The organism is Burkholderia sp. HMSC10F09 (assembly GCF_001806955.1).
GTDB classification, from domain to species: Bacteria; Pseudomonadota; Gammaproteobacteria; order Burkholderiales; family Burkholderiaceae; genus Burkholderia; species Burkholderia multivorans.
The window spans coordinates 25417-47600 of sequence record NZ_KV786629.1 but is presented as its reverse complement, the minus strand read 5'-3'; the positions used below and the strand labels follow the sequence as shown (position 1 = coordinate 47600).

20 protein-coding genes are annotated in these 22184 nt (G+C 64.6%); 3 read left to right on the top strand and 17 right to left on the bottom strand.

Annotated elements, in window-relative coordinates:
- Window positions 1–111 precede the first annotated feature (111 nt).
- Window positions 112–663: a 4-hydroxylaminobenzoate lyase gene (locus HMPREF3115_RS09015; protein ID WP_006403937.1), complete on the top strand. Its 552-nt coding sequence runs from the start codon at window positions 112–114 to the stop codon at window positions 661–663.
- Window positions 664–862: 199 nt separating this feature from the next.
- Here the strand turns inward: HMPREF3115_RS09015 and HMPREF3115_RS09010 are convergent, their stop codons facing one another.
- The 3 genes from HMPREF3115_RS09010 to HMPREF3115_RS09000 form a co-directional block, all read right to left on the bottom strand.
- Complete coding sequence (locus HMPREF3115_RS09010) at window positions 863–1570, bottom strand: nitroreductase (RefSeq protein WP_006403938.1); 708 nt, start codon at window positions 1568–1570, stop codon at window positions 863–865.
- A gap of 97 nt (window positions 1571–1667) precedes the next feature.
- Window positions 1668–2657 carry a LysR substrate-binding domain-containing protein gene (locus tag HMPREF3115_RS09005; protein WP_070554163.1) on the bottom strand — a complete coding sequence of 330 codons (990 nt, stop codon included), beginning with the start codon at window positions 2655–2657 and terminating at the stop codon, window positions 1668–1670.
- Between the two features lie 208 nt (window positions 2658–2865).
- The gene (locus HMPREF3115_RS09000; RefSeq protein ID WP_070554161.1) at window positions 2866–3768 is read right to left on the bottom strand and encodes a DUF72 domain-containing protein; all 903 of its coding nucleotides are present in this window, start codon (window positions 3766–3768) and stop codon (window positions 2866–2868) included.
- A 243-nt stretch (window positions 3769–4011) separates the two neighbouring features.
- Here HMPREF3115_RS09000 and HMPREF3115_RS08995 point away from each other — a divergent pair, with 243 nt between their 5' ends.
- A complete protein-coding gene (locus tag HMPREF3115_RS08995; RefSeq protein WP_070554159.1) occupies window positions 4012–5841 on the top strand; it encodes a RecQ family ATP-dependent DNA helicase in 1830 nt (609 codons plus the stop codon).
- A 110-nt stretch (window positions 5842–5951) separates the two neighbouring features.
- A complete protein-coding gene (locus tag HMPREF3115_RS08990; protein ID WP_070554157.1) occupies window positions 5952–7049 on the top strand; it encodes a patatin-like phospholipase family protein in 1098 nt (365 codons plus the stop codon).
- 69 nt (window positions 7050–7118) lie between these two features.
- Here the strand turns inward: HMPREF3115_RS08990 and HMPREF3115_RS08985 are convergent, their stop codons facing one another.
- From HMPREF3115_RS08985 to HMPREF3115_RS08920, 14 genes are all read right to left on the bottom strand, one after another.
- Window positions 7119–7388 (bottom strand): DUF4148 domain-containing protein, encoded by a 270-nt coding sequence (locus HMPREF3115_RS08985; RefSeq protein WP_053298760.1) that lies wholly within the window; start codon window positions 7386–7388, stop codon window positions 7119–7121.
- 119 nt (window positions 7389–7507) lie between these two features.
- Complete coding sequence (locus tag HMPREF3115_RS08980; protein ID WP_059936441.1) at window positions 7508–8728, bottom strand: MFS transporter; 1221 nt, start codon at window positions 8726–8728, stop codon at window positions 7508–7510.
- Window positions 8706–10025 carry an MFS transporter gene (locus HMPREF3115_RS08975; RefSeq protein WP_070554155.1) on the bottom strand — a complete coding sequence of 440 codons (1320 nt, stop codon included), beginning with the start codon at window positions 10023–10025 and terminating at the stop codon, window positions 8706–8708. Before HMPREF3115_RS08975 ends, HMPREF3115_RS08980 begins: the two co-directional genes overlap by 23 nt.
- Before the next feature lie 48 nt (window positions 10026–10073).
- Window positions 10074–10967, bottom strand: a complete 894-nt coding sequence (locus tag HMPREF3115_RS08970) for a type 2 periplasmic-binding domain-containing protein (RefSeq protein WP_070554154.1) — start codon at window positions 10965–10967, stop codon at window positions 10074–10076.
- A 44-nt stretch (window positions 10968–11011) separates the two neighbouring features.
- Window positions 11012–12556: an acetolactate synthase large subunit gene (locus HMPREF3115_RS08965; RefSeq protein ID WP_006403945.1), complete on the bottom strand. Its 1545-nt coding sequence runs from the start codon at window positions 12554–12556 to the stop codon at window positions 11012–11014.
- The gene (locus tag HMPREF3115_RS08960) at window positions 12557–13414 is read right to left on the bottom strand and encodes an HpcH/HpaI aldolase family protein (protein ID WP_006403946.1); all 858 of its coding nucleotides are present in this window, start codon (window positions 13412–13414) and stop codon (window positions 12557–12559) included.
- Window positions 13415–13445: 31 nt separating this feature from the next.
- Window positions 13446–14294 carry an amidohydrolase family protein gene (locus HMPREF3115_RS08955; protein ID WP_006403947.1) on the bottom strand — a complete coding sequence of 283 codons (849 nt, stop codon included), beginning with the start codon at window positions 14292–14294 and terminating at the stop codon, window positions 13446–13448.
- Window positions 14295–14324: 30 nt separating this feature from the next.
- On the bottom strand, window positions 14325–15350 hold the full coding sequence (locus HMPREF3115_RS08950) for an amidohydrolase family protein (RefSeq protein WP_006403948.1): 1026 nt from the start codon (window positions 15348–15350) through the stop codon (window positions 14325–14327).
- Window positions 15351–15371: 21 nt separating this feature from the next.
- On the bottom strand, window positions 15372–16343 hold the full coding sequence (locus HMPREF3115_RS08945) for an ABC transporter substrate-binding protein (RefSeq protein WP_070554152.1): 972 nt from the start codon (window positions 16341–16343) through the stop codon (window positions 15372–15374).
- Window positions 16344–16475: 132 nt separating this feature from the next.
- Window positions 16476–17492, bottom strand: a complete 1017-nt coding sequence (locus HMPREF3115_RS08940) for a LysR substrate-binding domain-containing protein (RefSeq protein WP_006403949.1) — start codon at window positions 17490–17492, stop codon at window positions 16476–16478.
- Window positions 17493–17520: 28 nt separating this feature from the next.
- Window positions 17521–18141: a carboxymuconolactone decarboxylase family protein gene (locus HMPREF3115_RS08935; RefSeq protein ID WP_227747544.1), complete on the bottom strand. Its 621-nt coding sequence runs from the start codon at window positions 18139–18141 to the stop codon at window positions 17521–17523.
- Window positions 18089–20068 carry a tripartite tricarboxylate transporter permease gene (locus tag HMPREF3115_RS08930; RefSeq protein WP_256276108.1) on the bottom strand — a complete coding sequence of 660 codons (1980 nt, stop codon included), beginning with the start codon at window positions 20066–20068 and terminating at the stop codon, window positions 18089–18091. The genes HMPREF3115_RS08935 and HMPREF3115_RS08930 overlap by 53 nt, the downstream gene beginning before the upstream one ends.
- Before the next feature lie 75 nt (window positions 20069–20143).
- Window positions 20144–20998, bottom strand: a complete 855-nt coding sequence (locus HMPREF3115_RS08925) for an amidohydrolase family protein (protein ID WP_006403952.1) — start codon at window positions 20996–20998, stop codon at window positions 20144–20146.
- A gap of 30 nt (window positions 20999–21028) precedes the next feature.
- Window positions 21029–22069: a Bug family tripartite tricarboxylate transporter substrate binding protein gene (locus HMPREF3115_RS08920; RefSeq protein ID WP_006403953.1), complete on the bottom strand. Its 1041-nt coding sequence runs from the start codon at window positions 22067–22069 to the stop codon at window positions 21029–21031.
- Window positions 22070–22184: the final 115 nt, after the last annotated feature.

The window sequence follows — 22184 nt, the reverse complement described above, 5'->3', positions numbered from 1 at the left end:
CTTTCGCTTCATCAACCGGCTTCGACATGGCATCTTCGGATCGCTGAAGCACGCCCGACGCGCGCATGAGCAGCGGCGACGTGCACGGCGATCGAACCAAGGAGAAAGCGAATGTCCGAAGCATCCACTGCACACCCGCGAGATCAGCTGATCGCGCGTTGCCTGCCGTTTCTCGAAGAAGTCAAAGACATGACCGCGGGCACCGAGGCGGAGCAATGGCTCAACGCCAGGTACGGCGTCGAAAGCGCGTTGTACAAGGATCTTGCACGCCTGATTACGCTCGGCGTCGAACAAGGCTGGGCAGCCGACGTCGAAATCGCCGGCCCGAAGTATCGCCGCGCGCGACTCATGCCGCCCGTCGCCGAAACGTTCTATTTCAGCATCACGGCCGTGCTGATGGACAGTACCGGCAATACGCAACGCAACCCGGAGCACGCATTTCGCGGCGATTATCACGCGCATCCGTATGGCGAGTTCAATCTCGTCGTGCCGCTCGACGACGGCGCGGCGCTCGCGGGCCCGAATGGATGGTGTTACGGCGGCTGGACCGCGCCCGCGCCCGGCAGCCATCACTTTCCGGAGGCCAAAGGCGGTGCGGTGATCGCGCTGTTCTTCTTGCCCGCCGGACGAATCGCGTACGACGTCAAGCCGCCCGCGCACTGAATCGTCGATCGATGCAGGCGTCGCGTGACGCTCGCATCGATCGACCGAAGTCGGCCGATGTGCGCCGACGGTCGCGCACTCGCGCGCTCGTCGGCCCGCGCATTGCCCGTCATCGGATCCAATCGAAAAGCCCGAACAGGGTCGCGAACGACCATGTTCGAGCGCGTGGGGTCTTCAACCCGTCGATGGCCGGGCCGCTTCAGAACCCGTGAAACGATGCGAACGCTTCAACGGGCAGCTTCGGCATCTGCGGACGCTTCTTCGCCCACTCCGGATCGCCATAGCCCATTGCCATCGTGCACACTACCAGCTCCTCGGGCGCGAGCGTCAGCTGCTCGCGAATCACCGCGTGATAGCGCGCCAGGAATTCCTGCGTGCACGTGTCCAGCCCGCGTGCTTTGGCCGCGAGCATCACGTTCTGGATGAACATCCCCAGGTCCAGCCAGCTTCCTTTCTCGAGACGACGATCGATCGTGAAGATCAGTGCGACGGGCGCGTCGAAGAACCGGCAGTTGCGCGCCGTATTCGCCGCGCGCGCGGCGGTGTCCTGCGGGCCGATGCCGAGCGAACCGAAGAACACGGCGCCGAACTCGCGTCGACGCGATGCAAACGGTTCGGGCAGCGGCTCCGGCAGGTAACGATACTCGGACGCGTGATCGTCCGGCGAAGTCGCGTGCGCGGTACCGAGCGCATCGACCAGCCGCTCCTTCGCGGGTCCGGCGGCGACGTGAACGCGCCACGGCTGCACGTTCGCGCCGGTCGCCGCGTAGCGCGCGGCGTTGAGAATGCCCTTCACGACGGCCGGATCGACTTCGCGATTCAGATAGAACCGGTTCGCAAACCGGCTCATCATGATCCGTTCGAGTTCGGTCAGTTCGTGTGCGGTTTCAATATCGTCGGTGAACATGGAGCCGCCCTTCGTTGAATGCGTTGTCGCAGGCTACATGAGCGATCCACGTCGAAGAAGTGCATTTTTCTTAACGGCGAAATGCATCGCATGCAGTTCACAGTGCCGGTTGCCGGCCGTCCCATGCGGCGTTCGCGGCCGCTACGTCGTGCGCCGCGTCCGCAAGCCTGTCTCGCAGCCACGCATGGCCCTGATCGTCGGCGTGCCGCTCGTGCCAGATCATCTGCAGCGCACGCGTGGTCGGCTCCCACGGCAGCTCCGCCGCGTGCACGAGGCCCGACAGCGCGAAGAACCGCGCAAGCGATGCCGGCACGATCGCCGCCGTCTGCGTGCCGGCGAGCAGGCTCGGGATCGCGAGGAAGTGAGGCTGCACGATCCTGAACGCCGGCCATTTGCCGATCGATTCGAACGCGGCGACCAGCGCAGCGCGGTCGAACATCTCGGTCCGGCGCGTCAGCCCCCGTTCGGACAGAAAGCCGTCGTCGGAACCGCCGGTCGACACCACCATCAGCGGCAGAGCAGCGAAGTCCCTCAGCCCGATTTCCCGTCCGGCGAGCGGGTGATCGGCGGCGATCACCATCATGTCGCGCTCTTCCAGCAGCACGCGTTGCTGAATACGCGGCGGCACGTTGGAAAACGATCCGAGCGCGATCTCGACCCGGCCGACGTCGATCTGCGTGGTCAGGTCGATCCGGCTCGCGGGCAGCACCGTGACGTTCGCGTGCGGCGCGTCGGTCGCCAGCGCACGAAAGAACGGTGGCAGCAGCACCGCGGTCATGTAGTCGGTCGCCGCGATGCAGAATTGCCGCTGCGTGCTGCCGGGATCGAACTGCTTCGGCCCGATGGCACGCTCGACGATCACGAGCGCATCGCGCACGAGCGGCGCCATCTCGAGCGCGCGCGCCGTCGGCTCCATGCCGGTGGCCGTCCGCACGAACAGGTCGTCGTTGAGAAATGCACGAAGCCGTGACAGCGCGTGGCTGACGGCCGACGGACTCAGATGGATCGCCTCGCTGGCGCGCAGCACGTTGCGCTCGCGCAGGATCGCATCGAACACACGAAGCAAGTTCAGATCGAGATTACTCATTGCTTTACCCCGCTTTGGCGTCAGCGGCCGGTTCGGTGAGCGCTGAACGATTCGTTTTGACCGGATGAAATCCGGGCGGCGGCCGTGCGACGTCCGCGTTCATATCGCACATGGGATCGTTGCAAAGATAGCGGAATGCCGGGAAGTACGAACGGGACCGGGCATCCGGCATCGCGCGCGTCGCCTGCCGGCCCAAGCCTTTCCCCAATCACGGCCGGGCGCCCGCCGCATCGACCATCCGCATCATCGTCCGCGCATTGCGCTGCGCGACATCGCGGTAGCAGTTATTGAACAACACGTGCGTCTGCGCAGCGCGCCCGGCAATTGCCGTGATCGGCCCCGCCAGATCTCGCAGTTCGTCGTCGCTGTACTCGTAGTTGAACCGCTCGGCCACCGTCGCCGAGCCGTTCCAGGTCGCCGCGTTGCGGCCATGCAGCCGCACGATCGCGAGCTCGCTCGACGTCGCCTCCCACACCGAGTGCACGCGCTTCGTCACGCCTTCCGGCGCATCGACGATCACGTGCACGATCCCGTGCGCGCGCTCCATCGCCAGCGTCGACTCGCGATGCTTCTCGTCGAACCAGCTCTCGTGCCGGAATTCGAATGCGGTGAGCAGCGGATGCATGCGCTCGGCGCAGTGCTCGACGTGCGCGCGCGACTTCGGCGCCGCGGTCACCCAGTGCGGAAACTGAAACAGCACGGCGCCGAGCTTGCCTGCGTCGTGCAACGGCCGCAGCGCCTCGAAGAAGCGCGACCACAATTCCTCGACGATCGACGCCGGCACGTCCTTGTAGTAGAGGTTCTTTTTGCCGGTGCTCGGCAGCTCGATCTGCAGATCCTTCGGAAAGAATCTCGGCTCCGTCTGATGGCCGGTGAAGAGCCGGAACGCCTTCATGTCGAACACGAAGCCCGGCGGCGTCCGCTCGACCCAGAGCGCACTGTTCGTCGCGCTCGGCATCGCGTAGTACGACGAATCCACCTCGACCACCGGAAACACGCTCGCGTAATACCGCAGCCGCGCCTCCGCGCTCTTGAAGCCGGGCGGGTAAAAAGCGCCGCATTCGATCAGCGTCTTGTCGGCCCAGGAAGCCGTCCCTACGAGTATCGACATACGCGTCTCCGGTTAAGCGACGGTGCGCGGGCGCTCTGCGCGCTTCGTTCCGCGTTCGCTGCCCGCGGCAAGGGTTGCCGCGCAAGCGTACGCAAACCGCCGCGAACAGACAATTCGCGCTGTCCCGCAATCGCGCCGCCGCAAAAATTGCGCCAGCGCGACCGCTGCATAGCCGGCGTGGTGGCGCGCGCTCCTGCGTGCGGCACGCGCCTTGCGACAGCCTTCCCGCCTTCACGGACGGGGATGCAGATGACGCTGGATACACGGCTGCGCGACCTGCGCAGGACGATGCGCGAGCGATTCGGGATTGGCCGCCTGCGCGGCGGACAGGAGGCCATCATCCGCAGCGTGCTTGCACGGCGCGATACGCTGGCCACGATGCCTTCCGGCGCCGGCAAGTCGCTCTGCTATCAGTTGCCGGCCCTGCATCTGAACGGCGTGACGCTCGTCGTTTCGCCGCTGATCTCGCTGATGAAGGATCAGGCCGACAAGCTGCATGCGCTCGGCATCGACTGCTTGCTGCTGAACAGCACCCTCAAGCGCAAGGACGAACAATCGGCGTTGCAGGCGTTGCGCGACGGCCGCACGCGAATCGTCTTCGTGACGCCGGAACGACTCGCGCAGCCCGCGTTCGTCGACGTGCTCGCGGGCGGCACGCGCGTGCCGGTCGAACTCGTCGTCGTCGACGAAGCGCACTGCGTGTCGAAGTGGGGCCATGATTTCCGGCCGGCCTTTCTCGACATCGCGCATGCCGTCGACACGATCGGCGGCCCCCCGGTCCTCGCGCTCACGGCCACCGCGACGCCCGAGGTCGTCGACGACATCGTGCACGCACTGCGGCTGCGCGACCCCACGATCGTGCGTACCGGGACGTACCGGCCTAACCTGCACTACCGCGTCGTACACACCGGCGGCGGGCACGGACGCCGCGAAGCCGCGCGCGCGCTCGAACTCAAGCAGCAGCGCCTGCTCGATCTGATCGGCGAACTGCAGGGCGCGGGCATCGTCTATGTCGCGACCGTGCGCGACGTGCAACGCGTATGGGCGTGGCTGGCGGCGAGCGGCGAAAGCGTCGCGCGCTACCACGGGCGAATGCCGGCCAGGCAACGCCGTGACGAGCAAGACCGCTTCATGAACGGCGACGCGCGCCTGATCGTCGCGACGAACGCGTTCGGCATGGGCATCGACAAGCCGGACGTCCGCTTCGTCATTCACTACCAGATCCCCGGCAATCTGGACGCGTACTACCAGGAAACCGGGCGCGCCGGGCGCGACGGCGAAGCCGCCGATTGCGTGCTGCTGTTCGACCTCAACGATCGCCGCATCCAGCAGTTCTTCCTCGCCGGGAAGTATCCCGATGCCGCACTGGTATCGCAGGTGTTCGATGCAATCGCGGCAGCGACCGGCGACGCGCAGCAGGAGGCCGCATCGCCCTCGGCTGGATCGGCACGTACGTCGCTGTCGGGGAAAGCGCTCGCGGAAAAGCTGACGGACGTTCCGTCCGGCAAGCTCGATGTCGCGCTCGCGATGCTGATCGACGCGCGCATCGTTCAGCGCGACCGCCAGCATCGCTACCGGTTGCGCAAGGGCGCGGCGCCGACGCAACTGCGCGACACGATTCCGGCGGCCGCAGAGCAATTCCAGCAGATGCGCGAACGCGATCGCAAGGCATTGCAGCAGATGATCGATTACGCGCAAAGCGGACGCTGCCGCTGGCGACTGATGCTCGAGTATTACGAGGAAGACACGAAGATCGAACGCTGCGGCACTTGCGACAACTGCGTGCATCCGCCGCATGTCGAGCCGCTACCCGAAGTGCATTCGCCGGCCGCGATTGCGCGCCGCCGTGCCGAGCGCGTGGCCGAGCAGACGCGCGGATGGTCCCGTGGAGAGAAAGCGCGCGTCGCGCGATTCGGTGTGGGCGAGGTCGTCATGGCGACCGACGAGCAGGTCGCGATCCTGTTTCCCGATGGCAACGTGCGCACGTTCGTCGCGGATCGCGTGCGACACGTGCGCGATGCCGAGCCGCGCAATCGCAACGTGGGAAGCACATCGGCACGTGAGGACACATAGCGCGCCGGCCGGCGGCACGGCGCTTGCGGCTCGCATGCAGGCGAAGGGCGCGGTCGCGTCGTCTTCGTTGTTCGCGCCGTGCTTGCAAAACGATGGTCAAAGGAACCCCCATGCAGACATCAACCAGCACTGAAGATCATAGGCCACATGTCGCGCTCGCCCTGCAAGGCGGCGGCGCGATCGGCGCGTTTCAGGCAGGCGTGCTCGAGGCGCTCGATACCGCCGGCGTGCACATCGATGCGTGCTGCGGCGCATCGATCGGCGCAATCAACGCGGCGCTGTTCTTTGGCAACGAGCCTGCCTGCAGGATCGAGCGGCTGCGCGCGTTCTGGGATGCGATCTCGGTCCCCGACGGCTTGTCGCATGCGGTATCGGCCGGCTGGCTGCTGCCGTTCATCGACGATGCGACGATGCGGCGCGCGCTCGCGGAAGCGGAGCAAGGCTACGCGATGATGGCCGGGCTGCCGGGCTTTTTCAGCCGCCGGCTCGTGGTGCCCGTGCTGCGCGGCAACGGCAACCCGGCCAACGCGAGCGTGTTCGACATGCAGCCGCTGTTGCGCACGCTCGCGGCACTGTGCGATTTCGATCGTCTCAATGCGAGCAGTACGCGCGTGAGCGTGGTGGCTACGCATGTCGCGAGCGGCGACGCGCATTATTTCGACAATCGGGACACGCGTCTCGACGTCACGCGCATCGCTGCATCGAGCGCGCTGCCGCCGTGGTTTTCGGCCGTGAAGATCGACGACGAATGGTACTGGGACGGTTCGCTGTCCGCAGGCCTGCCGCTGAAGCGTATCGTCGAAACGGCGCCGGCGGACCGACCGACGGTCGTGCTGCGCGCGGATCTCTGGAGCGGCGAAGGCGCCGTTCCGGACAACATGACGGATGTCGAGATCCGGCAGAAAAACATTCTGCAGGCCAGCCGGGCGGCGCTGTTCGAGCAGGGATGGCGCGATGTTTCGGAACTGCAGGCGACGCTCGCCCATGCGCTGGAGCGCATCGATGCGCGCGCGATCGCCGACGATCCTCGGCTGGCGCACGCCGCATCGCGGCTGCCGCGTCACGCGCTTCGGATCGTGCCGGTCGACTACCGCAGGACGCAATGCGAGACGCACTTCAAGGACGGCCAGTTCGGCAAGGCGGCGATCGCCGAGCATTGGGAGAATGGGCGACGCGCGGCGGAGGCCGTGTTGGCGGAGGTGGGTTGACGATGGCAGGAAAGAAGGTGGACGTCGCTCGCCGTCCTGTCGGCTGGAAGCCGTCGATCGCCCGCACCGTCATTTTCCCGACTGCGCCGTACCCTTCGGATCCGGGCCATACGCCGTCGCGACCTTGCGTTGCTCCTCGAGCCTCGCTTGTGCCTGCTGAAGGCTTTCACGGCATTCCCCTGCCGGGCAATCGGCGAGCGGGTTATAGCCGACGCTTTCCAGTTCGGCGAGCTCCGCGCGAACCTGGGCGCGTGTGAGCGCAGCTGTGGATTGTGCGAATCCGATGGCCGGTACGAAGACGGCGATGGCAATGACGGCAGCTTTGATCAACGAGTTCATGGTCCTACCCTTCTAACGAAACGTCAGCCGCGCACGACCGCAGCAACATGGTTAGTATTAGACCTTAAGGGTAATTACCTAGTCCATTGACTTCGTCTGCAGATGGGTTGAGCGTCCGGTTAAGTCGTGCCGCTCCCTCCGTGCAATGTGTCGCGTTCGGCGAGCGGCCGGAAAAACCGGCTCCAGGCGATGCTCACAAGAACCGTCGCACATCCGCCGGCGACGACAGAGGCGACCGGACCCAACGCGGTCGCACTCAAGCCCGATTCGAATTCTCCCAGTTGATTGCTCGCGCCAACGAAGAGGGTGTTCACCGCAGCGACGCGTCCGCGCATGCGGTCCGGCGTTTCGAGCTGAATCAGCGTTTGCCGGACGACGACGCTGACCGTGTCGGCCGCGCCCGAGATCGCGAGCAGCGCAAGCGACAGCAAAAACGAGCGCGACAACCCGAAGGCGGCAATGCAGACGCCATACGTCGCGACCGCAACCAGCAGCTTCTTGCCGACCCCATTGCCGATCGCCCGGCGTGACAGCACGAGTCCGACAGCGAGCGCGCCCACGGCGGGCGCCGAGCGCAACAAGCCGAGGCCTTGCGGCCCCACGTGCAGAAGTTCCTTCGCATACACCGGCAGCAATGCGGTGGCGCCACCAAACAGCACGGCGAACAGATCGAGCGAGATGCCGCCCAGCAACAACGGATGGCTCCATACGAAGCGCAAGCCCGCAAGCACCGAGTCGGTCGTTACCGGTTCGCGCGGCGGCGCGACGTAGTCGTAGCGGATCAAGGCATACATCACCGCGCTCGTGCAAAAAAGCGTCGCACAAGTCAGATAAAGCGCGTTGATGCCGGTCGCGAACAGCAGGCCGCCAAGCGCAGGACCCACGATCACGCACACCTGCTGGACCACCGTGCTCAGCGCCATCGCGCGCGCGAGCAGGTTCTGCGGGACGAGCATCGGCAGCAGCGCCTGCTGCCCCGCCATCTGGAATGGCCGGATCGCGCCCAGTAAGAGAGACAGTGCCAGCAGCAGATCGCGTGTAACGACCTGTGTCGTCGTCGCCGCGGCGAGCACGGCGGCAACCACGGCCTGCCCGACGAGACACGCAGCCACGATCCGCCCGCGGTGCAGGCGGTCCGCACAGTGGCCGGCGAGGAACGTGGTGCCTAGGCCCGGAACAAACTGAAACAGGCCCACCAGCCCGAGATACCACGCACTCAGCGTCAGCTCATACATGTGCCAGCTGACGGCAAGCATCAGCATCTGCTGCGCGCTGATGGCGCCCGCTCGCGCAGCGAGGAACTGGGCCAGCAGACGACTAGCGGACGCTTTTGTTCGCATAAGCCTGTGCGCCCCGCCCGTCCTGCGGCTCCTCACATCCGCTTTCCTTGATCTTCGGCGCCCACTTGCGCCGCAGCAGCACCACCGTGCTCGTCGCGCCGAGCAACAGGAACCCGAAAATCGCCGCCATCGGCAACGTGTAACTGTGGCCTACATGCAAGAGCCAGCCCGACAGGCTCGCCGACACCCCGCCCGCGAGGCTGGTCGCCACTTGCTGCAGGCCCGTGTTCAGGCCCACCGCCGGCTTGGGAATCAACGTGAGCTTGACCAGCGCGAGATTGTTTGCGGTGACGAGCCCCACCAGCGAAAGTGAAGTGACGTTCCAGAACAGCGCCGACTGCAGCGACGGCGCATATGCGCCGAAAAGCACGGTCGTACCGCCGACGAACCCGGCGACGATGAACGACTTGCGGACCAGTACCGCGTCATGGCCGCGCGCGATCAGCCGATCCGCGGCCCATCCCGCCAACGCAGCCACCAGCGCAATGCCGGCAAAGCTGAAAAACGTATAGAGCCCCGACTGCCGCAGCGAAAGTCCCCGTTGTTCGACGAGATACGCCGGCATCCAGGTCATGCAGTAGAACGCGAAATAGCTGTAGCAGAAATTGGTGATGAGGCCGCCCCAGACCACCGGGCTCGCCAGCAGGTTGCCGAGTGGCACCGATGCCGCCCGACGCTCTGCCGCCGCCAGTTCTGCTCGCGACGGGAAGTCGTTGGGCAGCAGCATCTGCCACGGCAGCAGCCATACCAGTCCCGCGAGCCCCGTGATCACGAACATCGCATTCCAGGAACTGGCCGCAATCAGCCACGCGGCGAGCGGCGCGCCGAGCGCCGGTCCCATCTTGCCGCCGATCGAATAGATGCCGAGCGCCGTGCCCTTGCGGGTCTCGTCGAAATGGTCCGCCAGATACCGATAGGTGGCGGGCACGACCACGGCTTCCGCTGCGCCGATCACGAGACGCACGAGGATCAATGCGGATAGCGTGGTGACGAGGCCAGTGGCCGCGGCCGCAAGACACCACAGCAAGAAGCACACGGAGTAAGGCCATTTCACGCCGTAGCGGTCGACGAGCCAGCCCATCGGCATCTGCAGTAGGCCGTACGACCAGAACATGGCGGAACCGAGCCAGCCGCGCTCGACGTTCGTCAGCGCGAAGTGCGCGACGAACCGATGATCCGCGAGCGCCGCCGACATGCTCGTGCGGTCGACGAACGAAATCATCAGCCCCAGCGCGAGCAGCAGCAGAACGGTCCACCGGCGCTCAGGCCGCACTGCTTCCTTTCCCATGATCTGCACGGGTCGGTCTCCGGTTTTTGGTGTTCTATCGCGCTACGCTGCCTGCCATTACCCGAGATTCGCGGTCACGTCATCGAACAACTCGTCCACCGACAGGCGCCGCGGCAGAATCTCCTGGTCGAGCGCCCACTCGATCGCGAGTTCGATGCCTTTACGGTTCGCTTCCAGCCCGATCGGCGGGAACACCGCCGGCACGCCTTCGGCCAGCGAGCGGCTTTCCACGATCATCCGATAGATCTCGCGCACGATGTCGGGTCGCTCCTTCGATACACGCTCGTGTACCACGAACATGTGATTGATCGGCACCACCTGTTCGCGCGCGAACCAGTCCTTCGCGGCCCGCTGCGCATCCGGCACCAACGTGCGCACGCGCTCGTCCTTCGGCATATCTTCGCCGAGCAGCGCAGCAGCCAGTTCGCCGCGAAGCATCATCTCGGGAATCGACGAGCCCTTCGGCAGCCGCTGACAGTTCGGCGGATCGTTGTACTCGGCCAGATGCCCGTCGTTCAGCGTCATCCATGTGACCTTGTCCAGATCCACGCCGTACTCGTGGCGCAGGATGCCGCGGATCCACAGCGCGGTGGTCTGCGTGTACGTGCGCACGCCCACCTTCTTGCCCTCGATGTCCTTCGGGTCGAGATGGCCGAAGTCGATGTTGTAGCCCGCGCAGTGATGCTGGAAACGACCCGAGATCGGCGTCGGCAGCAGCACGTACGGCTTGCCGTACGCCTTCGCCTGCAGGAACGTGACGATCGCGAGCTCGCCCGCGTCGAATGCGCTCTCGCGCACCATCGCCTTGAAGCCGTTGTGCGCGGGCGTCGGTCCGCAGAAGTCGAGCGTCACGAGGTCGGACTTCACGCGACCGTCGCGCATCGCTTTTGTGACCGCATATTCGGACAGATTGGTGCGCAAGGTCGGCACCCCGGTCAGTGTCGTGGTCATTGCTCTCTCTCCATACTCGGTGGTCTTCATCCTTTTATCGTCGGCTATAACCGAACCTCGATCAGGCGTGGTCCAGGCTCGCGCGTCGCATCGACGAGCGCCTGATAGAAGGCCTGCGCCGTGTCCACGCCGACGCCGGGCACGCCCATGCTTTTCGCCATCGCGAGCCAGTCGATGCGCGGACGGTCGATGTCGATCATCGAGAGAGCGCGCTCGCCCGGCGTTCCTGCGCCCATGTTCGCGTACTCGGCCTTCAGGATCGCGTAGCTGTTGTTCGCGAAAATGATCGTCGTGACGTTCAGGTTCTCGCGCGCCTGCGTCCACAGCGACTGGATCGTGTACATTGCGCTGCCGTCGCCGACCATGCATATCACGCGCCGCTCCGGACAGGCCAGCGCTGCGCCGGTGGCCACCGGCGTCGCGTAGCCGATCGAGCCGCCCATGTTGTTGATCAGGTCGTGCGGCGCCGCGCCCATCGTGTGGCCCATCGTCTCGCGGCCGGTGGTCAGCGATTCGTCGACGACGATCGCGTTTTCCGGCAGTGCTGCCGAGAGCGCGTGTGCAATGCTCAGCGGCGTCAATGCGCCTTCGGGCACCGGTGTTTGCACGCGCGCCTGCAGCACCGGCCGGACGCTTCTCGCATTCAGCGCATCCAGCAGCATCTCGAATGCGAGTGCGCTGTCTTCGTCGGCTTCCACCAGCGTGTGCACGAGCGTGCCTTCGGCCTTCAACAAGCTCGGTTTGTCCGGGTATGCGAAGAACGCGACCGGCTCCTGGGTCTCGACCGTGACGATGTGCCTGAAATCCTTCAGGAACGCCTGTGCGAGCGGCACCGCATACGGGATTCGCTCGATCGGCACGCGCCCCGCCCCGCGCTCGATGCGCGCGGTGAAGAACTGCGAGCCGAGCCGCGCACCGGTTGCCGCTGCGACCTTGCCGGCACGTTCGAGCGCCGCACCGCGCGTCGCGCGATTGCCGAGAATGATCAACGTCGGCTCGCCCGAGCGCAGCACCTTCGCGACGTGCTCGATACGGGCCGGATTCGGCGCCTTGCGCGCCGCCACCGTGCGCGGCGGCGTAAGCGCGGCAGTTGCCTGATGCCACGACGTATCGCCTGGCAGGATCAACGTCGCGATCTTGCCGGGATGCTCCGAAGCCTTCGCAACGGCGGTCGCCGTATCCCACGCGATCGTGTCCGCCGAATCGGCGCGGCGTATCCAGTGGCTGAGCGGCCGCGCCAGTCCTTCGATATCCGAGGTGAGCGGCGGATTGTATTTGAGGTGCGAAGTCGAATGCTCGCCGATGATGTTGACCATCCCCGACGATGCCCGCTTCGCATTGTGGATGTTCGCGAGGCCGTTCGCGAGGCCGGGCCCCAGATGCAGCAGCGTCGACGCGGGCGTATCCTTCATCCGGTACCAGCCGTCGGCCGCGCCGGTCGCGACACCTTCGAACAGGCACAGCACGCTGCGCATTTTCGGGTTCTCGAGCGCCGCCAGAAAATGCATCTCCGACGTGCCCGGGTTTGCGAAGCAGATATCGACGCCTTGATCCACCAACGTCGCGACGAGACTTTGCGCGCCGTTCATTTAGTAGCCCGCCGCCTCACGCGCCATCCCGACCACGCCGTAGCTGCGCATCGGCGCGGACAGCAGCAGGCCGTATCCCTCCTCGAGCACGCGCTTGTGGTTCTTTGCCGAAACGTGCGGATGCGCGACTACGACGTCATGACGCTTGCACGTATCGACAATTCGGCGCATCGCATCGACCACGATCGGGTTGTCGTAGTCGCGCGGACAGCCGAGCTCCTGACTCAGATCGCCCTCGCCGATCATGATGAAGCCGATCCCCGGTACGTTCGTCAGGATGTCGTCGAGGTTCTCGATTGCCTCGGTGCTCTCGCACATCAGGCCCACGAGAATTTCTCCTTCCGGTGCAAGCGGCCATACGTCGGCCTTTTTGTAGTACTCGGCTATCGTCAGGCCCCAGTAGCGCGATGCATTCGCCGGGCCGTCGCCGCGCACGCCTTTCGGCTCGTACAGCGAGGCATTCTTCGGTCGCGCGTAGCGGCACGACGCGACCGCGTTGTAGGCCTGTTCGACGGTCGAGACGTGCGGCCAGATCACGCCGTACACGCCGCGATCGAGCACCTGCTTGGCGAACGCCTGGTTCATCTCGGCACCGTTCGCCGGGATACGCGCGAGCGGCGTAACGCTCGGTGCAATCGAACCGGAGGACGCGATCGCCTTGCGGTTCAGCAGGTACTGCAGCGCATCGCCCAGCGCGGTGACGTCGTACGGATTGTGCTCCATCTCGAAGACGAGACCGTCGTACGGCGATTCGCTCATGTCGATCGCGGTCTGCCGGTCGAGTTTCGAAAACGCGGCAAACGCGGGCTTGCCCGATTCGAACGCGCGGATCAGGCCATTCAGGCGGGTTTGGCTCATTGGGTGTCTCCGTGGTGAATCATGTGCGTTCTTATGCCAACGCCGGATACAACTTCAGCGCGGTCTTGCCGAAAATCCACTCGCGATCCGTTTCGCTGAGACACTGCAGTCCGTCCTGAGCGGTCGCCAGGATTTCGGTGAGCGTGCCCGGCGAAGTCGGGAAGTTCGAACCCCACGCAAGGCGCGCAGCGCCGAACGCTTCGACCACGCGCGGAAAAAACGTCTCGGCGCTTGCCTTTTCCTTCTTCACATCGCCGAAAATGCGCGGCGTGAGCTTCAGGTAGACGTTCGGCAGATCCGCCATTGCGAACAGGCTCGCAGCATTCGCGTACGGCGGCCCGTCGAGGACGTCCGGCCGTGCGAGGTGGTCGAGGACGATGTTCACGCGCGGGAACTTCTGCGCCAGCATCCGAACCTGCGGCAGGCCGATCGGCCCGGTCTGGATGCACATCGGCAGCTTCAGCTCCGCGAGAATCTCCCACGCGCGAAACGACTTCGGATTCTCCAGCTCGCTCGGATCGAAGTCCTTCGTCGAGCCGCCGGTGAAGATGCGCAGCCCCGCCAGACCGCTGCCGACCCACTTTTCGATGACCGATGCAACGTCGTCGCCCAGCATGTCGACCGAGCCGACGGCAACGAGCCGATCCGGAAAGCGCGCACAACTGTCGACCACGTAGCTGTTGTCGAAGCCATACGTCGTCGACGAATGCACGACGGCCGCCTTCGCGACACCGGCTTCGTCCATGGCGCTGATCAACGCTTCAACGGTGTTCGGCCGTTCCTGCGACCATTCCGAGCGCTTGCCGAACAGCGGCGCCGGTGGGTAGCGCTTCTCGTCGTCCGAGATAATGTGCGGATGAATATCTACGATTGATGTCATGGCGTTTCTGTTCCTGTGCCTGCCGTTTGCCTACAGTCCGCGTGCCTTCAGCCGCGCATCGAGTCGCGGGTACACGCGCCGTGCGTTGCCTTCGTAGATCTTGAAGCGGTCCTCGTCGCTCAACGACGGGATTGCGTCGATGTAGCGCTTCGTGTCGTCGAAGAAATGCCCCGTGCACGGATCCTTGCCGCGCACGGCGCCGATCATCTCCGAGCCGAACAGCACGTTGTCCGATGGAATCACCTTCGTCAGCAACTCGACGCCCGGCTGGTGATACACGCACGAATCGAAGAACACGTTCTCCAGCAGCCCTTCGAGCGGCCGCTCGCGCATCTCCAGCGACATCCCGCGATAACGGCCCCAGTGGTACGGCACGGCACCGCCGCCGTGCGGGATCACCAGACGCAGCGTCGGGAAGTCCTTGAACAAGTCCGACTGCAGGATCTGCATGAACACCGAGGTATCGGCGTTCAGGTAATGCGCGCCGGTGCCGTGAAAGCACGGGTTGCACGAAGCGGCGACGTGAATCATCGCGGGCACGTCGAGGTCGACGAGCGCTTCGTAGACCGGATACCACGCGCGGTCCGTCATCGGCTTGCCGGTCCAGTAACCGCCGCTCGGGTCCGGATTCAGGTTGCAGCCGACGAAGCCGAGCTGCTCGACGCAGCGGCGCAGTTCCGGAACGACGTTCTTCGGCGGCGCGAGCGGCGACTGCGGCAGCTGGCACACGGGTACGAAATTGTCCGGAAAGAGCTCGCTCACGCGGTAGACGAGATCGTTGGAAATCTCCGCCCATTCCAGGCTCGTGCGTTCGTTGCCGAGGTGATGGCTCATCAGGCCGGCGATCGGCGAGAACAGCGTGATGTCATAGCCGCGCTCCTTCTGCAGCTTCAGCTGTCCGTTGCCGATCGCTTCGCGGATCTGGTCGTCGCTGACGTACGCACCGTCGCGCGACGGTGCATTGGCCGGATCGTTCGCGGCCGCAACCTGCTTCGCGCGCCATTCGCGAAACGACGCGGGGACGGTCGTGAAGTGACCGTGGCAATCGATGATCATGGTGGTCGTCTCCGGGATGCGTTACGCCTGCGGGTCGACGAAGAGTTCGTCAATCGACATGCGCCGCGGCGTCAGGCCCTGCTTGAACGCCGTCGCTTCAAGCGCTTCGATGGTCTTGCGGTTCGCGTCGATGCCGAACGGCAACGGATCGTGCCCGACGATCTTTCGCAGCGCCAGGTACTTGGTGCTGTTCTTGTCGCTGAGCTCCCCCGCATCGAGTTTCGCGAGCCAGTCCTTCTTTGCCTTGTCGAATGCGGCGTATAGCGACTTCGCGACCCAAGGATGCTCGGCGAGCACCGAATCCTTCACGACGATCGTGCCGTGCATCGGATAAACGCCAGTGCGCGCGTAGTATTCCGCTTCGAGTTCTTCCGCATTCGGCAGCAGATCCGGGTAATGGGCTTCGACCTCCTTCCAGCCACCGTTCGGCTTGCCCGTGCGGCCAATGCCGGCGTTGCCGTGCAGGCCAGCGACCAGTTCGCCGTTCGCCATCATCTCCGCAAGCGAACTGCCGGCCGGCGCGTGGATCACGTTCGGCGGCAGCTTCAGTTGCGTGACATGTTCCTCGTCGTCGACCACCCACGTCACCTTCGACGGATCGAGACCGAATTCGTCCATGAACACCTGGCGCGTCCACGCGCCCGTCGTGACCGAGTAGGCGCGCACGCCGACCTTCTTTCCTTCCAGATCCTTCGGCGTCCTGATGCCTGCGTCGGGGCGTACCAGCATGCCCGCGTGGTGGAAGCGTCGCACGACGAAAATCGGCAGCGCGACGAATGGCGCGCCGTACGCCCGGGCGATCACATAGGTCGTCGGCGCCAGTTCACACACGTCGAATTCGAGGTCGCGAACCATGCGGCGGAATGCGCCGATCTGCGGCTTCACCGTAATGAACTCCGCTTCCACGCCTTCGATCGGAATCGAACCGTCGCGGATCGCGGCGGTATGCGGATACTCGGCGATAGCGAGCTTCAGGTGTACTTTGCTGCTCAATTTAGTCTCCTTGAAACCAGGGCAATCGGATCGCCGAACCAGCGGCGTTGGTGTGGCTATTCGTGCGATCTCGTTGCAGTCAATGATGTTCGCCGGCCGGTTTTGCGTCTATTGAATTAAGCTGCGCGGGACTTAACGATCCGGTAAAGGCGGCGCGGCTACCGCGTTTGCGCGTCCCGCATTGCCGGGCGATGCGGCGCGCAACGTCGGCTGCTCACGCGCGCGAAGGCCCAGCGCGGCCTCCTCGAGACACGAAACCATCAACCTCGCGCTCGGCGTCAAGCCCCGGTTGCGGTTCCACAGCATGCCGGCCGGCCGAAGCAGCCGAGGCAGGCTCAGCGGCAGCGTATGGAGCGGCTGGACGGTGTCGCCGCCCGGCGTGCCGGCCATTACTGCGATGAAATCGGAAATCTGGAGTTGCGCGCGCATCACGTGGATCGACAGCGTTTCGATGTAGTTGTTGGTCAACGGCACATCGTGCGCTTCGAGCGCGCGTTCCAGCGGGTCGCGCAAAATCGAGCCTGGCGGCGGCAGGATCCACGGGTAGGGCCGCAAGTCGGCCCAATCGAGCGTCTTTCTGCGTGCAAGCGGATGTTGGCGGCCCGTCATCAGCACCACTGGCTCCTCGAGCAGTTCCTTCTCCTCGAAGCTGCCGAGCGTATCCGGCGCCGGCAGGCGGCCGACGACGAGGTCCAGGTGGCCCTGCCACAATTCGGGCAGCAGCGACGCGGTCGTGCCTTCCGTCACCATCGCGTTGGTGCCCGGCGAGCGCTGCTTGAGCAGTCTTAGCGCCTCCGGCAGCAGCACTGATGCAGAAGCCGGGAGCATGCCGATATGCACCTTCCCTTCAGTGCCCGAGCGCAGCGCTTTCAGTTCGTCGCGCGTCTGATGCAGGATCGCGAGCATTTCTCGCGCGTGACGAATCAGGCACTCGCCGTAAGGCGTCGGCGCGACGCCTTGGGCGGTACGCTGAAAAAGCGTAAGGCCGAGGCCGCGCTCCAGCTCCGCCAGCGATTTCGAAACCGCCGGCACCGTCACGTGCGTGACGTCGGCCACCTGGGTCAGATTGCGGTAGGTGTCGATCGTCACCAGCAGGCGCAGGTGCCGCGCCTTCAGATTGATCTGCAGGTACCAGTCGAGCGCTGACACGTCGTCTACCTCCGCGGCCTTTTGTCGTTCATGCTTTGGGCTCGAGTGCGTGAAACGTCATGCCGAGCGAAATCGACGTGAAATAGCCGATCGTGACCAGCAGTTCGGCGATCACCGCACGCCCGAGCCCCGTGTCGTAACGGGCAAAGCGAGCATCGTCGATCGCGGCGCCCGCGAGAAGGTCGTGCACGGCCTCGCTCACGAGCGCGAGCCGATCGTCGCCGAGTCCGGTTACATCGGTCCTGCGCCTGTCGAGAATCGCATCGACGAGCGCCTGCGGCACCCCTGCCTTCAGCGCATGCCGACGGTGATTCGCGATCACATACGGCGCATTCCAGAACACCGCTGTCGAAAGAATCGCCACTTCCGTTTCCGCCTCGCTCAGCACAGGCGAGCGGTCGACGTGGGTGCCGATGATTTCCATGCCTTCGGCCAGACGCGGGTTGTGCAGCCAGATGTGGAACGGTGTGGGAATTCGCCCGCGCCCTTCACCGAGTCTCGCGATCACCTTCTTCTGATCGTCGGTCGCACGTTCCGGGTCGATACGTTGAAGTCGGTTGTCCGTCATGCGTCTATCCTTCGTGAAAATTGCGTCCTCAAAGGAGGCTGCTCGGCCATGGAATGTGAATGATCTTCTCGAAGACGCCATAGATCAGCGCCGTCACGCAGGCTGCAACGATCAGGCTGAGCCGCCACGGCTCGCGTCCCTCGATGCGCATGAACGCGACGATGATGACCGGCACGGTCGGAACGAGACCGATCACCGACATGCATAAAAGAAACAGCACGAACCAGCCGAGAAACTTCGCGGCACGCAGCAACTCGGTGCCGGGAGGCAGCTTGTCTGCGTGATCGCTAGGCACGTCCATGTGAATACCGCCCCCGACACCGGCGGCGCCGGCGTGAGCGGGTATCACGAATATCTTGTAAAGAAGACTCAACGTTGCCGCGATCACGAGAATGCTGGCGATGACCGTCGGCCCGATGCGGGCCATTAGCACCCAGCCTTGTGCACTGGCCACGACGTACGCGCCGACGCCGATAAAAAACACGTACATCAGGTCTTCCGGTTTCGCGACGATCCTGGCGCCCGGGCGCAGCCGGGCGTGTGCGCCGCTGCGCAACGCAGTGAACAACGGCTTGAAGAACACGAGCGCCGCAAGCGTGAGCAAAACCATCACGACCGGATGCGTCAACCAGCTCGCTCCGTAGCGCACATAGGAGATGGACATATAGCGTTCCATCAGCACGCCCAGCACGAGACCGAGAATGAGCGGCGGGCGCGCCCATCTGAGACGCTTCATCGTCCAGCCGAGCACACCCGCAATCAGCAGCACGAACAGGTCGCCCCAGCTGCGCGAACCCTGGAATGCGCCGACGTAGATGATCGGCATGATGATCGGCAGGATCAGCGTGTAGCGCAGCGTCGAAACCTTGGCGAATTGCCCGCTCAGCAGGAAGCACAGGCCCGCGCCGAAAATATTGGCGAGCGCGATCGACCAGACCATCGAATAGGTGAAGTCGAGGTGTTTCGTCAGCATGTCGGGCCCGGGGATGAACCCGTGCACCATCATCGCGCCGAGCAGAATCGCCTGTGCTGCACCGCCGGGCACGCCGAACGACAGCATCGGTACGAGGCTCCCGCCTTCGCGCGCGTTGTTGGCGGCCTCCGGCGCGATCACGCCGCGGACATCGCCGGTGCTGAAGGTCTCGCGCGCGCCCTTCGACGTCTGCAATGCATGCCCGTACGCGATCCAGTCCGTCACCGCACCGGTAATGCCCGGCACCGCACCGAGGACCGCGCCAAGGCCCCCGCAGCGCACGATCAGAAACCAGTTGCGAAATCCGTCGACGACGCCCTGACGCATACCGCTGCGCGAACTGAACTGCACGTTCTGCGCTATTGCGGTGCGCCGTATCGCCAGCTCGCACAGCTCGGGCAGCGCGAAGACGCCGAGAATGATCGGCACGAGCGGAATGCCATCCTGCAGATAAAGGATGTTGCCGGTCCAGCGCATCTGCCCCGTTGCGACGTTGGTCCCGATCATGCCCACGAGAATGCCGAAGCATGCGGCGACCACACCCCTCAGCGGCGCATTGCCCGACAGTGCAGAGACCATCGACACGCCGAAGATCGTCAGCGCAAGCATTTCGGGCGTGCCGATCGACAGCACGAACGGCCGCACCAGCGGCAGGGAGATCGCGAGAATCAGCGCACCGATGAGGCCGCCGAGCAAGGACGACGTGTAGCACGCGCTCAAGGCGCGTGCCGCTTCGCCGCGCTTTGTCATCGGCAGGCCGTCGAGCACGGTCGCCTGCGAAGCGGCATGGCCTGGCACGCCGAACAGCACGGCAGGGATCACGTCGGATGTCGTAATGACCGACGCCATGCCGAGCAGCATCGCAAAGGCCGCATACGGGTCCATCGTGTAGGTGAACGGCACCAGCAACGCGAAGCCGGTCAACCCGCCGATGCCCGGCAGCAGTCCGATCGACAGCCCGACCACCACCCCCAGCACGAGGAAGATCAGGCGATTGAATTGCAGGAGCGTCGTCAGCGCATGGCCTGCCGCCATCAGCGTTGCTTCGTTGAAAAATTCCATGCGTGATCCTGATGAGAGGGCGAACCGCTGGGTCCACCTGTGCCGGTTTCAGTCGGCAAGCGACGGGTAGAGAATCTTGGCCGTGCGGCCCCAGACCCATGCGCGTTGATCGTCGGTAAGACTCGCGAAGCACGCATGCCCCTGATCGATCAGCTTCTTCAAAGGCCCTGCCGATGCCGGATAGTTCGAACCGAATGCCAGGTGATCCGCGCCAAATATCTTCACGAGATGCGGGAAAAAGGCATCGGCGCCGCCGGGCGCTGCTTGTGCCAGATCGAAGGTACGCGGCGTGATCTTCATGTACACGTTGTCGTATTTCGCAAGGTCGAACAGACCAGCGCAGCGCGCATACGGCGGCCCCTCCTCGATATCGGGCCGCGCGCAGTGATCCAGCGCGATCCTGACTGCCGGAAAGCGCCGCGCGAGCTCGGCGACCATCGAGAGACCGTCCGGCGTGGTCTGCACCGCCATCGTCATGCCAAGCTCCGCGCAGCGCTCCCAGATCGGGAACGTCGCCGGGTCGACAAGCCAGCTGCCGTCGCTCTGGTGCGTCGCGCCGCCGGTGAAGAGACGGATGCCGCCCATGCCGTGCGCGAGCCAGTAGTCGAAGGTCTTCAATGCATCCGGCGCGAGCAGGTCGAACGAGTACACGCCGGTGAACCGCCTCGGGTCGCGTGCAACACTGTCGGCGACGTAGGCGTTGTTGTGGCCGTAGGTCGTCGACGAATGCACGATGGCGGCCTTGGCGACGCCCGCCTCGTCCATTTCGGCAACGAGTTGCTCGAACGTGATCGGACGCGTGGCCGACCATGTCGAGCGATGTCCGTGCTGCGGCGCGATCGGGTAGCGTGCGGTATCCGTCGAAATGATGTGCGGATGAATGTCGATAATTTCGGGGGTCATGGACTATCCAGCGTCGAGTTGATTAAGCGTTCAGGGCGAACTGAAGATGAGCTTGCGTGCCGCATCGATCTGCGCTCGTGGCGTCGCATAGAGCTTGCCGACAATCTGTTCCACCGCGTTCCCGTCGATCGGATCGGGCGGGAAGCCCGAGTTTTTCATCGCCGCGATGAACGCGGGATCGGCGATCGTTTTGGCGAACGCCTCGCGCAGCGCATTCAGGCGATCCGCGGGCACGCCCTTCGGCACCGCAATCGGGCGCCCGGCATCGAACGGCAGCAAAAACAGATTGAAGAGCGCCTTCACGTCGGGGTCGGTGATGTACGCGCTCAGGTTCGGCGCGTCGGCGAACGGCGCCGGGCTGGTCCAGCCAAGATGCAACAGCACCTTCATCTTGCCGCTGGCGAGCATGCGCACCGGCTCGCCTTGCTGCAGCCCGTCGATCGTGGACGCCCAGCCGTCCACTTCGCCCCGCTGCATCGCCAGATAGACTTCGCCGCGTCCCGTGTATCCCGGCACGATGCTCATCTTTGCGCCCAGATACTCGTCGAGCAGCGCGGGCAGCGTGCGGTCTTCGTTTGCGAAGCCCGTGGCGCCGATGTACATCTTTTTCTTCGTGAGGTCAGCTGCGCTCGTCACGCCGGAGCGCGTCATGGACACGATGCAGTAGTCGACCTTGTTCAGGCTGCCGAGCCAGCGCACCTCGCGCGGGTCGAAGCGGTTCTGGCGCGGATCGAGCAACGGGATGTAGAGATTATTGCGCTGCAGAAAACCGATAACCGTGCCGTCGTCCGGCTGCCTCGACTGCAGCGATGCCGCCGCCACCATGCCGCCCGCGCCCACGACGTTCATGACCACGGCATGCGGCTTGCCGGGCAGGTAGTTCACAAAGAAGCGCGCGAACTGACGCGCGATGATGTCGGTGGGGGTTCCCGCGTCCGCGCTGACGACGAGCGTCACCGTCTTGCCATGATAGAAGCGCTCGACCGACTGACCGTAAGCCTGCGTGGCGAGCGCCATGGCGGCCATGCCGATCAATGCCGCGCAAGCGCGAATGGCGCTCCAGTACTTCATGGTCGTCGTGTCTCCAATTAATGACTGCTCACCCGGATTCTGGCCAGCGTGCGAACGGTCATCAATTGAGAAAAATGGCGGCGGGCTTGAGCAAACGGTTAAGCGCCCGCGGCGG

Excerpts from the sequence above, each read along its gene's own strand:
- HMPREF3115_RS08980 (WP_059936441.1), bottom strand. The coding sequence starts at position 8,728 with ATGCGAACAAAAGCGTCCGCTAGTCGTCTGCTGGCCCAGTTCCTCGCT.
- HMPREF3115_RS08930 (WP_256276108.1), bottom strand. The coding sequence starts at position 20,068 with ATGGCGGCAGGCCATGCGCTGACGACGCTCCTGCAATTCAATCGCCTG.
- HMPREF3115_RS08960 (WP_006403946.1), bottom strand. The coding sequence starts at position 13,414 with ATGAGCCAAACCCGCCTGAATGGCCTGATCCGCGCGTTCGAATCGGGC.
- HMPREF3115_RS09015 (WP_006403937.1), top strand. The coding sequence starts at position 112 with ATGTCCGAAGCATCCACTGCACACCCGCGAGATCAGCTGATCGCGCGT.
- HMPREF3115_RS08985 (WP_053298760.1), bottom strand. The coding sequence starts at position 7,388 with ATGAACTCGTTGATCAAAGCTGCCGTCATTGCCATCGCCGTCTTCGTA.
- HMPREF3115_RS08965 (WP_006403945.1), bottom strand. The coding sequence starts at position 12,556 with ATGAACGGCGCGCAAAGTCTCGTCGCGACGTTGGTGGATCAAGGCGTC.
- HMPREF3115_RS08925 (WP_006403952.1), bottom strand. The coding sequence starts at position 20,998 with ATGACCCCCGAAATTATCGACATTCATCCGCACATCATTTCGACGGAT.
- HMPREF3115_RS08950 (WP_006403948.1), bottom strand. The coding sequence starts at position 15,350 with ATGATCATCGATTGCCACGGTCACTTCACGACCGTCCCCGCGTCGTTT.
- HMPREF3115_RS09000 (WP_070554161.1), bottom strand. The coding sequence starts at position 3,768 with ATGTCGATACTCGTAGGGACGGCTTCCTGGGCCGACAAGACGCTGATC.
- HMPREF3115_RS09005 (WP_070554163.1), bottom strand. The coding sequence starts at position 2,657 with ATGAGTAATCTCGATCTGAACTTGCTTCGTGTGTTCGATGCGATCCTG.
- HMPREF3115_RS08920 (WP_006403953.1), bottom strand. The coding sequence starts at position 22,069 with ATGAAGTACTGGAGCGCCATTCGCGCTTGCGCGGCATTGATCGGCATG.
- HMPREF3115_RS08955 (WP_006403947.1), bottom strand. The coding sequence starts at position 14,294 with ATGACATCAATCGTAGATATTCATCCGCACATTATCTCGGACGACGAG.
- HMPREF3115_RS08990 (WP_070554157.1), top strand. The coding sequence starts at position 5,952 with ATGCAGACATCAACCAGCACTGAAGATCATAGGCCACATGTCGCGCTC.
- HMPREF3115_RS08995 (WP_070554159.1), top strand. The coding sequence starts at position 4,012 with ATGCAGATGACGCTGGATACACGGCTGCGCGACCTGCGCAGGACGATG.
- HMPREF3115_RS09010 (WP_006403938.1), bottom strand. The coding sequence starts at position 1,570 with ATGTTCACCGACGATATTGAAACCGCACACGAACTGACCGAACTCGAA.
- HMPREF3115_RS08935 (WP_227747544.1), bottom strand. The coding sequence starts at position 18,141 with ATGGCGTCTTCGAGAAGATCATTCACATTCCATGGCCGAGCAGCCTCC.
- HMPREF3115_RS08970 (WP_070554154.1), bottom strand. The coding sequence starts at position 10,967 with ATGACCACGACACTGACCGGGGTGCCGACCTTGCGCACCAATCTGTCC.